Consider the following 15117-nt stretch of genomic DNA (forward strand, 5'->3'; position numbering starts at 1 on the left):
AGATATCTCAGGAAAAATTGTTGAGGAAATGGCCGTCAACGAAGGTCAAAGTATTATGGAGTGGGAACCGGGAATCCTGCCGGAAGGAACTTATTTTATTACTTTCCAGGATCAAAAGGGAAACAGGTCGGAGACCCATAAGCTTCTGTATATAAAGTAAACCATTTTCGGACCTGTATTGAAACATCCCAGGCTAAATGAGGATTGTACCCGCATTGACCCATTATCTGGAAATGAAGACCAAACCCGAAAACCTTCCAGATTGTTTTCCGGAAGGGTTCGTGGTCAGCAGGCTACCAAACCCTGATCCTGATAAGTACCTGGAAATTTACCGTAACATTGGAGAAAAGTGGAAATGGTATAACCGGTTGCTGGTCAGCAGGGAAGAAATACAGAAAATCATACAACACCCGGATACCCGGATTTATATTTTACATCATAATGGACGAATCATTGGTTTTGCCGAACTCGACATGAGTGTGGCAGGATCGGTAGAGATCGTATACTTTGGGCTTTCAGAAGCCTATATTGGCAAGGGGCTTGGGAAAATATTCTTCGGGCTGGTTTTACAGGAAGCATGGAATACACATCCCGAAAGGGTATGGCTTCATACCTGCGAACTGGATCATCCTGCTGCCCTGGATTTTTATCGTAAAGCGGGATTCAGGGAATATCATTCAGAATATGTAAATCAAACGATTAAGTAAATAATTTGAGTGTTGGGGATGTAAAAAATAGTTACAGGGAGCAAGTTGCAGGGGGCAGGTTGCTGGGGGCTGAGGGCTGGTTGCAGGGGGCTGAGGGTGGGTTGCAACCTGAAGCCCTGAAATGGTTAAGCGATTTACATAAAACCAAATAAGTACATACTTTGAGGGTACTAAATGGTAAGATTACTGATTTAACAGGCTCCTGTTCAAAAAAAACATCATTGGGTGTTGAAATTTATAATGGTTACTATACTTTTGTGCATGATTTTCAGTTAATGGTTCACTTTACTATGTATTAACTACGCATGCGCGCTACAAAGATCATTTTTTTATTACTTATTTTCCTTATTACGTGCGACCGGCCGTCGAACCTTGCTTCCACGGCTCCGGACCAATACGCTTCCGTCACGGTCCCTGAACCTGCCAGCATTGAAACCAAGGCCGCCTGGATCGACAGCCTTTTCAGGCAAATGGCTTGCAATAACTGGTTTAATGGTACCGTGCTCTACGCGGAAAAAGGACACCTGATCTATAAAAATGCTTTTGGTTACAGCAAATTTAAAACCCGCGATTCCCTTAACCTCAATTCTGCCTTTCAACTTGCATCCGTTTCGAAGATGATTACGGCAATGTCGATCATGATCCTGAAGGAAAGGGAAGTGCTGGATTTCGAAGACACACTGCAAAAGTTCCTCCCTGATTTTCCTTATCAGGGGATTACGATACGGCATCTCCTCACACACAGATCAGGCTTATCAAGATACATGACGCTGGCGCATAATAAATGGCCTGACAAAAGCATCCCGCTTTCCAACGATGATATGCTGGAACTATTTGAAAAGTATAAACCCGCCCCGTATTTTAGTCCTGATAACGGATTTCATTACTGCAACACTAACTACGCGCTATTGGCATCTGTAGTAGAAAAAGCGACAGGTATGCCATTCGGGAAATTTGTGCGGGAATACATTTTCCTGCCACTGGGTATGCACGATTCGTTTGTCTACAGTCTTAAAAATGAATCCGGCATACCGGCATATCCACCGCTTGAAGTGATGGGTCATAAGAATTACCGGTGGAGGCCCTATCCGGTTCCCGACGATTATCTGAATGGAGTTACCGGCGATAAGGGCGTTTACGCCAGTGTTGAAGACTTGTTCAGATTTGACTGTGCTCTCAATGATTTCGCCCTGGTAAGTGAAAAGACTTTACAGCAAGCATTTATGCCAGGCAGCCCGAAATACTGGAGGCGTAACGACAACTACGGTTTTGGCTGGAGGATCAAAACACAGGAAGACAGTACTGTTTATCATTTCGGCTGGTGGAAAGGATTCCGGGCTTATTATATCCGCGATATGGCCCAGGGTAAGACGCTGATCGTGCTCAGCAATAAGGAAAAAGGGCCGGGATCTGCTGTGCTCTGGAACATCGTTGGAGACACATTACACCCTATCCGATTCCAAACCCGGGAAGCACTCTTTTCAAGTTTATAAACGTGTATTAAACCGGAGCTGCAACAAGTTTGAACCCGACACCATGCACATTCATCAGTTCAACGGAAGGATCAGCCTTCAAATATTTTCTGAGTTTAGTGACATATACATCCATACTGCGTGCGTTGAAATAACTGTCGTCGTGCCATATTCTGGTCAAAGCAATACTGCGGTCAACCGTTTCATTTAAATGCTCGCATAACAGTTCCAGTAAAGCGGATTCCTTGGAAGTTAGCCTTATTTCTTTTTCTTTGGTAAGAAGCACCTGTCGTGTCCTGTCAAATTTCAGGCTACCTAATGGAAAAACATCCTGCATAGGTTCCTCCTTCGATTCGGAAGCCCTGCGCAGAATGGCCCGTATCCTTGCCACCAACTCTTCCATGTTAAATGGCTTTGTGAGGTAATCATCGGCGCCAACCTCAAATCCCTTAAGCTTATCTTCCTGCATCGATTTAGCCGTAAGAAAAAGTATTGGTATTTCCTTATCCGATAATCGTATTTCTCTCGCCAGTGAAAAACCATCCATCACCGGCATCATCACATCAATAATGCAAAAATCAAATTTTTGCTTCTGGTAGGCCTTAAGAGCTTCCTGTCCGTTCACCCCCAGGGTGGTGTTGAAACCTTTAGCCTCCAGATATGCTTTTAATATGGTACCCAGATTTCTGTCGTCTTCTGCCAGTAAAATATTGATCTTCTCCGAATCCATAGCTTTCAGTTTTTATTGGTCTGATAGGGTAAAAATACATCAAATTTCGTTCCTTTTCGCAATTCGCTCTCCAGCTTCACCGATCCTCCGTGTGCGTCCACAATGGCTTTGACATAACTCAGCCCCAGGCCGAAGCCTTTGAAATCATGTACATCACCTGAACTCACACGGTAGAGTTTTTCAAAAATCTTCTTCTGATTCGATTTGCTGATCCCGATACCATTATCCTGTATGCTTATCGTGATCCCATTGCGGGCGTTCTCCGTACTGACCAAAATCTGAGGTTTCTGCGGAGTGTATTTATTCGCATTATCGAGGATATTATTTATGGTATTGGTTATATGCATTTTATCAGCATAAATCACAGAGGGACTGGCCTTAAGATCTGTATTTATCTTTCCGTCTTTTATCTCAACCTGGAAACCGATCTTTTTAACCATATCGCGAATGACCTCATGAACATCAAAATGCTCACAGTTCAGCCGGAGTTGTCCTTTATCCAGGATGGCTGTCTGCAGTATTTTTTCAGCCATAACTCCCAGACGGGAATTCTCCTCGTTGATAACGCGAATATAGGTATCATACAGATCCTGCGTTTTGCTGACATCATTATCACTCAATGCCTGGCATGCCAAAGAAATGGTTGAGATCGGGGTTTTAAATTCATGGGTCATATTGTTGATGAAGTCGTTCTTCATCTCAGAGAGTTTCTTTTGCTTCAGGATAATAATTATGGTATAAGTAAACGATAAGATAATAATGATCATAAGGAGAGAGGATATAGAAAGCAGTCCCCACATCTGGCTTATCAGGAAACGTAGTTCGTTGGGAAAGAAAACCACAAGATAATCTCTTTCCGAAACCATATCGCTGGGATACAAAGTGAAGGCAAAGCCATCCTTGAGCAGGAGCGTAGGATCAACACCCATGCTGATGATAACCATTTTATTCCTCAACGGGCTGAAAACTCCGAATTTAAAATCCGTGTTGATGCTCTTTTTGTTGAATTCATCCTGTAACAAGGAGTCGAGAAGACTATAATTCAATCGTTGTTCAACATAACGATGCGGCCTGTTAAGAAGGATATTCTCAAAAATATCCCTGGTAAGAAAATATTTATTAAAGAATTTTTCCAGGTCGGCACGGTTGGTAATTTCCTGGATCTCTCTGAAAAGTTTAACACTGAGCGAATCTGTAACAAAGGGTACATTTTGCTCGTCTTTTAAAATATCAAGACGTTCTTTCATTTCCCTCGCCATCTCAATTTTCTCAAGCCGGAAAATAACATTGGATACTGCTTCGTTAACACTACGTGTGAAGTTGGCCTGCCGGACTGCGATGGTATTTTTTATCCAGTAAACCTGGATCACCATTAAACCCACAAGGGCCAATGTTATCAAAACTATGATGGAAAGAAAGATTCTTTTGTTCATAAAACAAAAGTAATGTTTGGCAATAACAGGATATTAAAATTAACTTTTTTTAACTTTCGTTAACGGCAGTTAACAAAAGTGGCATGAAATGTGTTATATTTTTGTAGTGCGTTCTTTATTTCATATATTTCTTCGTACCAATAATTTCATGTTAGTTTTACATTGTGCATTTTGATTCATGAATTTTGGTTTTTGGTTTGACAGTGTGGCTGCCTCCCGGTAGTCACACTGTTTTTTTATACGATATTCGGCTAAGTAAGTTTGCCAAGCAGTTTTTCAATAACTTCAGGATAGTGGCGGTACTCAAGTTCATGTATCTTTGATGCCAGTGAGTCGATGGTTTCTTCTGGCATTACCTTTACCTTTTCCTGGAAGATTATTTCTCCATTATCATATATACCATTAACATAATGTATGGTTATTCCTGAAAACATGTCGCCCGACTTTAAAACGGCTTCATGTACTTTATCACCGTACATTCCTTTGCCGCCGTATGCAGGAAGCAGGGCAGGATGGATATTTACAATCCGGTTAGGAAAGGCGTCCAGAAGATGATCGGGTACCAGCCAGAGAAATCCGGCCAGGACGATGAAGTCAATACCCTCACTTTTCAGAAGATCTGTGATCCTCCGGGAATTGTAAAATTCCCCACGGTTAAAAACAACGGAAGGGATACCGAGGTTGCGAGCTCTCTCCAGGACAAAAGCATCCGGTTTGTTTGTGAGTATCAAAGCTACCCTGGCCAGGGGATGATCGCTGAAATTCCTGGCGATTCGTTCCGCATTAGAACCGTTACCGGAGGCGAATATTGCAATTTTCTTCATAGAATGACTGGTTCATTCAGGCTACCGGCCGAAGAGGCTTTTATAAAGTCACTCATTTACAGTGACCTCCGGCCGAAAGCGTCAATTAATTATCAATCAACGGCATACATATATCGAACCTCAAAATTATAATATTTCTTTTGGAAATTTTTATGAAAATTCATTTCTTTGCACCCTGTTTAACCAAAATAAAAGAGTTATGTCTGACATTTCAGCAAGAGTTAAAGCTATCATCGTTGATAAGCTTGGCGTAGATGAAAACGAGGTTACACCCGAAGCAAGTTTCACAAATGATTTAGGGGCTGACTCACTTGACACTGTTGAGTTGATCATGGAGTTTGAAAAAGAATTCAACATCGCAATACCAGACGATCAGGCAGAAAAGATTGGTACTGTTGGTGAAGCCATCCAGTACATTGAGAACAACGCAAAATAATTAATTCCCCTTTGCATGGAGTTAAAACGCGTAGTCATTACCGGTTTAGGTGCATTGACTCCGTTGGGTAATACCGTTGAAGAACTATGGACGGGATTGGTCAACGGAGTCAGTAGTGCTGATAAAATCACGCACTTTGATGCTTCCAAATTCAAAACGCAATTTGCCTGTGAGGTCAAAGGATTCGATCCATTGAATTATTTTGACCGTAAGGAAGTCAGGAAGTATGACCCTTACACTCACTACGCTCTGATAGCTGCCGAACAGGCGGTTATCGATGCGGGTTTGAACCAGGAGTCGATTGACCATGACCAGATAGGTGTTATCTGGGCTTCGGGGATTGGCGGACTGGAGACTTTTCAGACGGAGATCATAGCCTTTGCCAAGGGAGACGGCACACCTCGCTTTAATCCCTTCTTCATTCCAAAAATGATTGCCGACATAGCATCCGGACATATTTCCATAAAATATGGTTTCCGAGGCCCTAATTTTGCTACAGTTTCGGCTTGTGCATCATCAGCCAATGCGCTTATTGATGCCTACAATTACATCCGGCTTGGCAAAGCCAGGATTTTCCTCTGTGGCGGTTCTGAAGCATCCATCACAGAAGGAGGAATTGGCGGGTTCAATGCTATGCATGCCATTTCAACGCGAAATGACGATCCGAAGACAGCTTCCCGGCCGTTCGACAAAGACCGCGATGGTTTCGTCCTGGGTGAAGGAGGTTGCGCTTTGATATTTGAAGAATATGAACATGCAAAAGCACGTGGTGCAAAAATCTATGCTGAGGTTGCCGGTTGCGGCTTATCGGCGGATGCGTACCACATGACTTCGCCGCATCCGGAAGGTGAAGGCGCAAAGCTTTCCATGAAATGGGCACTGGAAGATGCAGGTATGAATCCTGAAGACATTGATCACATCAATACACACGGAACATCCACCCCACTGGGAGATATTTCCGAGCCCAAGGCTATCGTAAGCCTGTTCGGTGATCATGCCTACAAGATCAACATCAACTCCACCAAATCCATGACAGGGCACCTGCTGGGAGCGGCCGGAGCCATCGAAGCCATTGCCAGCGTGCTCGCCGTGGTTAATGATATCGTGCCACCCACGATCAATCATTTTACCGATGACCCGGAAATCGACAATAAACTGAATTTTACCTATCATAAAGCACAGAAACGGATTATTAATAACGCATTGTCGAATACTTTCGGATTCGGAGGTCACAATGCTTCCATTATTTTCAGGAAATTTACAGGATAAATTGTCGATTTTGAACCTACGTAAATATTTTCGGATATTTTTTTCTTCTGACAGAGCATTTTCACAAGCTATTTTCAATCTTCTGGGATTCTGCCCCGGGAATATTCATCTTTATAAACTTGCTTTCCGTCACCGTTCACTAACGGAAACCATGAATGGAGTCCGTATCAACAACGAACGATTGGAATACCTCGGAGATGCCCTCCTCAGCGCTATTGTTGCCGATTACCTTTTTAAGCGTTTCCCCTTAAAAGATGAGGGTTTCCTTACCGAAATGCGTTCCAAAATAGTATGCAGAAACCGCCTCAATAAACTTGCTGTCAAACTGGGTATTGATAAACTGATCCAGTCGAGCCCGGAAACCAAAGTAATGAGTAAATCCATGAGGGGTGATGCCTTTGAAGCTCTGATCGGAGCCCTATATCTTGATAAAGGCTTTGAATTCACAAAAAAAGTGGTGGTCAACAGGATCATCACAATGCATCTCGATATTGACGAACTCGAAAATGAAGAGACAAATTATAAAAGTCGCCTTATCGAATGGTCCCAAAAAGAAAAAAAGAATGTCGACTTTAAGGTAGTTGATGAAACCGGAGAAGGGTTTAATAAACAATATATTGTTGAGGTTTTTATTGACGAAACTCCTGTTTCAAAAGGACAGGATTACTCTATTAAAAATGCTGAAAAGCAAGCCGCCGAACGAGCCTGGAATATTTTATTCCCTCCCTCAGAAAGTTAACAGAACTTCATTTTTTTTGTACTTTTAAAGCATACTCTGAATATATGCCCAGGAAAGTCACCCTGAAACCGCAACAAAGCGGAAATGTAACTATTATAGGCATCTCCAGCCATCTGAAGGATTACAGACTATGCCTTTTTCTCAACCAGGCCTTGTTATTTAATTTCAGGAAAGCCGATGATTTTCTTCAGCATGAAAATGAGCAAGATGAAAACGCATATTCAAATTTTATATATACAGATCCGGAATCCAGGGCAACTTTTATCCTGATATCCAATCATCACCCGGATAAGAAACTTATTCCCACACAAAAACAAACCGATTACTTCCTGATCACACAGGATATTCTTGATGAGAATTACACAAACGACCTCATTTCCAGAATCCGCGCCGTTCAACAGGTTAACGCCGCATTTAAAATTCCGCAAACGGCTGTCAGAGATTTTGAACACACCCTGAACGACCTTGAATTTCACCTTCATCAGATCGACCATAATTAACCAATACAATTATAACTTATGAATTTATCACATCTGGGACTTGCCTATCATCAAATTGGAAGAGCAAGAGAGATAATTGCCATCATGCTTAAATATGGCTTTGGCGATTTTGTTACTAAAAGTGGTCTGGGGAAAGCACTAGTTTCCAGGAACAGGCTGAAAAACATTGAGTCAATCAGCAAAAACGAAAGATTGCGGATGGCTATAGAAGATCTTGGACCTACGTATATAAAATTCGGACAAATTCTGGCCGACAGGCCGGATATCATCTCCAAAGACCTCCGGAATGAATTGAAAAAACTACAGGATGACGCACATCCTCTGCGCGATGAAATTGCTATGGCAGAAATACAAAAGCAGCTTAAAAAGCCTGTAAATGAAGTGTTTGAGTCTATTAATGAAAAGCATATAGCTTCTGCTTCCATTGGGCAGGCTTATACTGGGGTTCTAAAAGATGGAACCCATGTGGTGATCAAGATACAGCGCCCCGGTATCGATAAAAAGATAAAACTGGATCTCAGCATTATGGAATTTTTTGCCAGGAAAATACAGAAAAATAATCCTGAATTCCAGGCTATTAATGTTGTGGGAGTAGTTCAGGAATTCGGACGTTCTATCCAGGATGAACTGAACTTCACACACGAAGCTTCCAATGTGAAGCGGTTCCAAAACATGTTCCAGAATAATCCCGATATTTATGTCCCCCAGGTTTATACCGAATATTCGAACAACAAACTTTTAATCGAGGAATTTATTGAAGGGATAAAGGTTGATAAAATAGATGAACTCGAGAAAGCAGGGATAGATCCCGTTGATATTGCCCATAAAGGAGCCAGTCTGGTCTTCGAGCAAATTTTCACCCATGGTTTCTTTCATGCCGATCCTCATCCCGGTAATCTTTTCATACGAAAAGACGGAAAGATCGTTTTTATTGATTTCGGCATGATGGGGAAACTGCGGCCATACCAACTCGATTTCCTGGGAAAATATGTTCTGGGTTATGTTCAGAAAAACCCTGGACGTATGACGGAAGCCCTTCTCCTTCTTTCCGGCAAAAAGCATTTTGAGCATAAGGATGAACTGGAATTCGAGATCTCCGACATGATGAAGCAATACCAGTTCAGTTCCCTGAAAGAAATTAATTTCGGGGAGGTCATGAATAAATCCATAGATCTGATTGTAAGATTTGGATTAAGCATACCTCCTACCATTTATCTTCTCATCAAGGCTCTGATAACAATTGAAGGTGTTGCTACCATGCTGAACCCCAAAATCGACATTGCCAAAGAAATGCAGCCTTTTGCAACCAGCCTCCTGAAAAAGCAGTTCAATCCGGCGCGTTATGCAAGGGAAATTTCGGACACCTTTCATAATATCACCCAATTGTTCAAAGAATTGCCCGGCGATATTTCCGAGATTTTATATAAAACCCGGGAAGGGAAAATAAAGATACAGTTTGAGCATCAGGGACTGGAGCCTATGATTCAAAAACTCGACCAGGTCAGCAAAAGGATTTCCATTGCCATCATTCTTGCAGCGCTAATTATTGGTGCTTCCATCATTTCATCCTGGGAGCATCTTAAATGGGTTGGAAGCGCGATCTTCCTTGGAGCAGGATTGTTCGGATTCTGGATGCTTGGGAAACTCCTTGGTAAAGGGAAAATATAGGTCATTAGGAGGATAATCCATTTGACCATTTATTCCTGGACATTCATTTTTTCCTAACTTTGTACGTTTACAAAATTGTTAGCACCGTTAAATATTGTTTTTATGAGATACTTGTTTTTCCTTTTCATTTCACTTTTTCTGCTTTATTCCTGTAATTCCGGCAAACAGCAAGAAACCCGGGATGGGAGTGAAATAGCGGAAATGGCCAAGAAAATTGATCCCGACTCCATAGCAAAGCTGGAAACAGAAAAGAATCCCGTCGACAAACCCATGCTCATGCAGCCCTCCAAAGAAGCGGCCAAGGAGCCTCCTGCCGGAATGGATAATATCTCCAGCTCCGCTGTGAGCCAAGAGTTCAGAGCCGGAACCGACAGCTACGAGAAAGGAGATTATACCGGTGGGATAAAGCATTTTGAAAAGGTAGTATCAATGGATCCCGAAAACCGGAAGGCTTATTATAATCTGGGTCTTGGCCGTTATTATGCCAATGATTTCCAAGGAGCCATCGGCGCTTTCACCAATGCTCTTAAAATATCACCGGAAGACACCCTTTCATTATTGTATCGCGGACTGGTCTATTATCATATCAATGATTTCCGGAATGCAATAAAAGATTACAGCAAAGCCATCGACATCAATCCAAACTGGTCAAAGGCCTATTACAACCGCGGAACAGCAAGGGGCCGGATGAAAGATTACAACGGAGCCATCCTGGATTTCAACAAATCCATTGAACTTAAAGAAGACAATGCCGAAGCATATTTTAACCGGGGAATAGCATATCATATGCTTGGCAACGACTATGAAGCCTGCTACGATTGGAACAAAGCCAAATCGCTCGGCTATTTCAATGCCGAAAAAGCTATTCAGGAATATTGTCAAGACAAGTAAAGGACCAGATTATTTTCTGGTACCGGCAGCCAGAGCAATGGCATAATCTCCCGAGTTTATGACCTCCTGTATCAGTTTTCCTTTGCAATACACCCGAACGGTTACGGAAGCATTTTTTTGGTTCGCCTGGGCTGAAATGTAATAATAACCGCTTTTGCAAGGATCAAAAGAATATTTCCAGCCACTTCTCACTTCGTCAAACTGATGGGTTTCCTCACCACACTGATACGTTACATTAAAAGTACCCGGCTTTCCCTTTACAATATAGCTGACCTTTCCTTTGTCTTTATAGAAAAAGTTAAGCATACACCTAATTTTAATGTGATCTTTTTCAAATATACGAAAAGAAAAAGGCAGAATCAATAAAAACAAGGAGGGTTTTATTCGGCCAGGACAAGAACCTTGTTATGGAGCACTTCCACCACGCCGCCGTTAATTTCAAAGAAAGAATCCTTATTTGAGTTGTCTCTGATCTTGATCATGCCTTTTTTCAACACGCTGATCAGGGAAGCATGCTGGTCGAGTATCTCAAACGACCCTTCCAGTCCGGGTAACTGTATCAGGTCTACTTCACCGGAATAAATTGTTTTATCTGGGGTAATGATCTCAAGCAGCATGCTGGTAAGGTTTTATTATTTTGATTCCTCCATGATTTTCTTTCCTTTCTCAATGGCTTCCTCTATGGTACCAACAAGATTGAAGGCTGATTCAGGATACTCATCCACATCCCCGTTCATGATCATGTTAAAACCCTTGATGGTATCTTCAATCGAAACCATGGTACCTTTCAATCCGGTAAACTGTTCGGCCACGTGGAAAGGTTGCGACAGGAAACGCTGTACGCGCCTTGCCCTGTGTACGATAAGCTTATCGCTTTCCGATAGCTCTTCCATACCAAGGATAGCAATGATATCCTGTAAGTCTTTATAGCGTTGGAGTATCTCTTTTACCTTTTGTGCGGTTCTATAGTGCTCTTCACCGACAACATCGGGCGACAGGATCCTGGAAGTTGAATCCAGCGGGTCAACGGCGGGATAGATTCCAAGTTCGGAAATCTTGCGGCTCAGCACCGTGGTAGCATCCAGGTGAGCAAAGGTGGTAGCGGGTGCAGGGTCGGTAAGGTCATCGGCGGGGACATAGATAGCCTGTACGGAGGTGATGGATCCTCTTTTCGTAGATGTGATCCTTTCCTGGAGTATACCCATTTCTGTAGCCAGTGTAGGCTGGTAACCCACAGCGGAGGGCATACGGCCGAGGAGTGCTGATACCTCCGAGCCAGCCTGGGTAAAACGGAAAATATTATCGATAAAAAACAGGATATCCCTTCCACCGGATTTCTCATCTCCATCGCGGAAGTACTCCGCAAGGGTTAATCCTGAAAGTGCTACTCTTGCGCGGGCACCCGGAGGCTCATTCATCTGTCCGAAAACCAGGGTAGCCTGCGATTCTGCCAGAAGTTTGCGGTCAACCTTGGAAAGGTCCCAACCACCGGCTTCCATATCTTTTAAAAACTCATCTCCATATTTTATTACACCGGATTCGATCATTTCCCTGAGAAGGTCGTTCCCTTCGCGGGTTCTTTCACCCACACCACCGAAAACGGAAAGTCCGGAATACTTCTTGGCAATGTTATTGATCAACTCCATGATGATGACTGTCTTACCAACGCCGGCACCACCGAACAAACCGATCTTGCCTCCTTTGGCATAGGGCTCAATCAGGTCGATCACCTTGATCCCCGTAAACAATACCTCTTTGGAAGTTGACAGGTTTTCAAACCTGGGAGGCGTACGGTGTATGGGATAAGGATGGGTTTTGGCCACGGTACCTAAACCATCAATGGTCTCGCCAATAACATTAAATAACCTGCCACGTATCTCTTCACCTGTAGGCATGGTGATCGGGCCTCCAGTGGAAACCACTTCCATACCGCGCTTCAGACCATCGGTAGAGTCCATGGCAATGGTTCTGATAGTATTTTCCCCAATATCCTGCTGACATTCAAGCACGATCACATGCCCAAGGTCATTTGTAACCTGCAGTGCATCATAAATATTAGGTATCTTTGAATCATCAGGGAAAGTCACATCGATCACGGGGCCGATGATCTGGGAAATGCTACCTTTGATTTTTTCTGCCATATTTCCGTAATTTGACGCAAAGATAAAATAATCAGGTTATTTACAGGTTATGATATGTTAATTTTTTGGTAATTGGTATTTAGCCACGAATAATCGTATTTTCGCAATTCAATAAAACCTTACACTATGCCCAATATCCTGATGGATCCCATAGGCCGGCTGATGGGCCTCCGATATAAATCGCACCCCTGGCATGGGGTTGACATTGGCGACGCAGCTCCTGAAGTGCTGATGATCTTCATCGAAATGGTAACCACCGATACGGTGAAATATGAAGTTGACAAGGTTACCGGCTATCTGCGCCTCGATCGGCCACAGAAATATTCCAATACAGTTCCTGCCCTGTATGGTTTTATACCTCAGACATATTCGGGGGAACGAGTGGCAGATTACTGCATGGAAAAAACCGGGCGCAAAGAGATCAAGGGCGATGGTGACCCGATTGATATTTGTGTATTAACAGAAAAACAGATCGTTCACGGGGATATCCTGGTCAGGGCAAGGCCCATAGGCGGTTTCAGGATGCTTGACGGCAACGAGTCCGACGACAAAATCATCGCCGTTTTACAGAACGATGCGGTTTACGGTGATTACAAGGATATCAGCGACTGCCCGGAACTGGTTGTGGATCGTCTTAAACACTATTTCCTGACTTACAAGGACCTGCCCGGAAAAGAAAGAGATGTGGAAATAACTCACACTTTTGGGATACAGGAAGCACATGAGATCATTCGTCGTTCGATGGACGATTACCGTCATAAATTCGATACACTGGAAAGCGCCTTATCAAACGTTTGATTTCACTGTTTCACCAATAAGGGTAGCGCTGGTGCAATCAGTCACCCGTACCTGTTGATAATTACCCGGCTTAGCGCCATTGGCGGGAAAGACAATGACTTTGTTCTGACTGTTTCTGCCTGAAAGATAGTCATTCGATTTTCGGGAGAACCCTTCCACCAGGACTTCAAAAATGTTGCCGATATCCCGCTGATTGCTTTTATGGGATAGTTTCTGTTGCAGGTCAATAATTTCCTGAAGCCTCCTTGATTTTATATCATCGGAGACATCATCGCTCAGTTTTTTTGCAGCCAGCGTGCCGGGCCGTTCCGAATATTTAAACATAAATGCATAATCGTAACCGGCCCATTCCATCATCGACAGGGTTTCACGGTGATCATCCTCTGTTTCCGAACAGAACCCTGTGATGATATCGGTTGACAATCCGCATCCGGGAAGTATTTTCTTAATAGCCAGGATGCGGTCCATATACCACTCCCTGGTATATTTCCTGTTCATTAGTTTCAGGATGCGTGAAGAGCCTGATTGCACCGGCAGATGAATGGAATCGCAAATATTGGGATGGCGGGCCATGGTATGCAACAACTCATCGGATAGGTCTTTGGGATGGGATGTGGCAAAACGTACCCTCAGCAATGGGCTCACCATGGCAACTTTAGCAAGCAAGGCCGGGAAGTCCACCGGTACAACATTTTCCTGAAGCCAGCGATAGGAATTCACATTTTGTCCGAGCAGGGTAACCTCCCGGTAACCCTGTTCAAATAAATCTTGTGCCTCTTTTACGATAGTTTCAGGCTCTCTGCTCCTTTCCTTTCCCCGGGTGAAAGGGACAACGCAATATGCACAAAAATTCTCGCAACCGCGCATGATAGAGATAAAAGCAGAAACACCATTGGAATCGTAGCGCACCGGACTTATCTCGGCATAGGTCTCTTCCGCGGATAATAGCACATTGGCAGTCTTGCGGCCATCACCGGCATCAGCTATCAAATCGGGGAGATCACGATAGGCATCAGGCCCGGCAATCAGATCAACAGCTTTCTCTTCTTCCATAAGTTGCTGTTTGAGCCTTTCCGCCATGCAACCCAGCACACCGATACGAAGTGCCGGGTTTTTCTTCCTGAACGACTTAAGCTCCCGCAAACGATTCCAGACACGCTGCTCCGCGTTGTCGCGGATAGAACAGGTGTTCACCAACATCAAATCTGCTTCCGAAGGGTCCGTTGTTATCTCATAACCCTCCTTTTCCAGGATGGATACAACAATTTCACTGTCGGAAAAATTCATCTGACAGCCGTAAGTCTCTAAGTATAATTTCTTGGTCTTCATCAGGCCTGCAAAGGTAAATCAAATCCGGGAAGTGGAATAGATTCGTTTGGAGGAGGAAAAGGAAAAAATAGTTGCAGGTTGCAGGTTTCAAGCTACATGTTACTCCCAGCACCCCAGCACCCCAGCATCCCAGTAACCCAGTACCCCAGCACCCCAGCACCCCAGCACCCCAGCACCCCA

The 15117-nt window shown here is 43.5% G+C and carries 16 protein-coding genes; 9 read left to right on the top strand and 7 right to left on the bottom strand.

Annotated features, from left to right (window positions below; translation table 11 throughout):
- The first annotated feature begins 197 nt into the window (after nt 1-197).
- Together KKA81_12255 and KKA81_12260 are read left to right on the top strand one after the other, a co-directional pair.
- A complete protein-coding gene (locus KKA81_12255) occupies nt 198-707 on the top strand; it encodes a GNAT family N-acetyltransferase (protein ID MBU2651698.1) in 510 nt (169 codons plus the stop codon).
- A gap of 305 nt (nt 708-1012) precedes the next feature.
- Nucleotides 1013-2200, top strand: coding sequence for a beta-lactamase family protein (locus KKA81_12260; protein MBU2651699.1), 1188 nt, complete (start codon nt 1013-1015; stop codon nt 2198-2200).
- A gap of 7 nt (nt 2201-2207) precedes the next feature.
- Here the strand turns inward: KKA81_12260 and KKA81_12265 are convergent, their stop codons facing one another.
- The 3 genes from KKA81_12265 to purN form a co-directional block, all read right to left on the bottom strand.
- Nucleotides 2208-2909 (bottom strand): response regulator transcription factor, encoded by a 702-nt coding sequence (locus tag KKA81_12265; GenBank protein MBU2651700.1) that lies wholly within the window; start codon nt 2907-2909, stop codon nt 2208-2210.
- Between the two features lie 5 nt (nt 2910-2914).
- Nucleotides 2915-4342 (bottom strand): HAMP domain-containing histidine kinase, encoded by a 1428-nt coding sequence (locus KKA81_12270; protein ID MBU2651701.1) that lies wholly within the window; start codon nt 4340-4342, stop codon nt 2915-2917.
- A 251-nt stretch (nt 4343-4593) separates the two neighbouring features.
- The gene (purN, locus tag KKA81_12275; GenBank protein MBU2651702.1) at nt 4594-5166 is read right to left on the bottom strand and encodes a phosphoribosylglycinamide formyltransferase; all 573 of its coding nucleotides are present in this window, start codon (nt 5164-5166) and stop codon (nt 4594-4596) included.
- Between the two features lie 199 nt (nt 5167-5365).
- On the opposite strand from purN, the gene KKA81_12280 reads away from it, so the two are divergent.
- From KKA81_12280 to KKA81_12305, 6 genes are all read left to right on the top strand, one after another.
- Nucleotides 5366-5602: an acyl carrier protein gene (locus KKA81_12280; GenBank protein ID MBU2651703.1), complete on the top strand. Its 237-nt coding sequence runs from the start codon at nt 5366-5368 to the stop codon at nt 5600-5602.
- A 15-nt stretch (nt 5603-5617) separates the two neighbouring features.
- Entirely contained in the window at nt 5618-6871 is a 1254-nt protein-coding gene (gene fabF / locus KKA81_12285) for a beta-ketoacyl-ACP synthase II (GenBank protein ID MBU2651704.1), read from the top strand.
- Between the two features lie 10 nt (nt 6872-6881).
- A complete protein-coding gene (rnc, locus tag KKA81_12290; protein ID MBU2651705.1) occupies nt 6882-7610 on the top strand; it encodes a ribonuclease III in 729 nt (242 codons plus the stop codon).
- A 44-nt stretch (nt 7611-7654) separates the two neighbouring features.
- Entirely contained in the window at nt 7655-8110 is a 456-nt protein-coding gene (locus KKA81_12295) for an IPExxxVDY family protein (protein MBU2651706.1), read from the top strand.
- An 18-nt stretch (nt 8111-8128) separates the two neighbouring features.
- Nucleotides 8129-9778 (top strand): AarF/ABC1/UbiB kinase family protein, encoded by a 1650-nt coding sequence (locus tag KKA81_12300; protein MBU2651707.1) that lies wholly within the window; start codon nt 8129-8131, stop codon nt 9776-9778.
- A gap of 102 nt (nt 9779-9880) precedes the next feature.
- Entirely contained in the window at nt 9881-10669 is a 789-nt protein-coding gene (locus KKA81_12305; GenBank protein MBU2651708.1) for a tetratricopeptide repeat protein, read from the top strand.
- Between the two features lie 9 nt (nt 10670-10678).
- Here KKA81_12305 and KKA81_12310 read toward each other — a convergent pair whose 3' ends face one another.
- From KKA81_12310 to atpD, 3 genes are all read right to left on the bottom strand, one after another.
- Nucleotides 10679-10975, bottom strand: coding sequence for a hypothetical protein (locus KKA81_12310; protein ID MBU2651709.1), 297 nt, complete (start codon nt 10973-10975; stop codon nt 10679-10681).
- A gap of 74 nt (nt 10976-11049) precedes the next feature.
- Nucleotides 11050-11286 carry an ATP synthase F1 subunit epsilon gene (atpC, locus tag KKA81_12315; GenBank protein ID MBU2651710.1) on the bottom strand — a complete coding sequence of 79 codons (237 nt, stop codon included), beginning with the start codon at nt 11284-11286 and terminating at the stop codon, nt 11050-11052.
- Between the two features lie 15 nt (nt 11287-11301).
- Nucleotides 11302-12810: a F0F1 ATP synthase subunit beta gene (atpD, locus tag KKA81_12320; protein ID MBU2651711.1), complete on the bottom strand. Its 1509-nt coding sequence runs from the start codon at nt 12808-12810 to the stop codon at nt 11302-11304.
- Nucleotides 12811-12936: 126 nt separating this feature from the next.
- Here atpD and KKA81_12325 point away from each other — a divergent pair, with 126 nt between their 5' ends.
- Complete coding sequence (locus KKA81_12325) at nt 12937-13608, top strand: inorganic pyrophosphatase (protein MBU2651712.1); 672 nt, start codon at nt 12937-12939, stop codon at nt 13606-13608.
- Here the strand turns inward: KKA81_12325 and miaB are convergent.
- Nucleotides 13597-14937 (bottom strand): tRNA (N6-isopentenyl adenosine(37)-C2)-methylthiotransferase MiaB, encoded by a 1341-nt coding sequence (miaB, locus tag KKA81_12330; GenBank protein ID MBU2651713.1) that lies wholly within the window; start codon nt 14935-14937, stop codon nt 13597-13599. The two genes, KKA81_12325 and miaB, sit on opposite strands and share 12 nt — an antisense overlap.
- Between the last annotated feature and the right edge of the window lie 180 nt (nt 14938-15117).

Source organism: Bacteroidota bacterium, from assembly GCA_018831055.1.
Classification (GTDB): domain Bacteria; phylum Bacteroidota; class Bacteroidia; order Bacteroidales; family B18-G4; genus M55B132.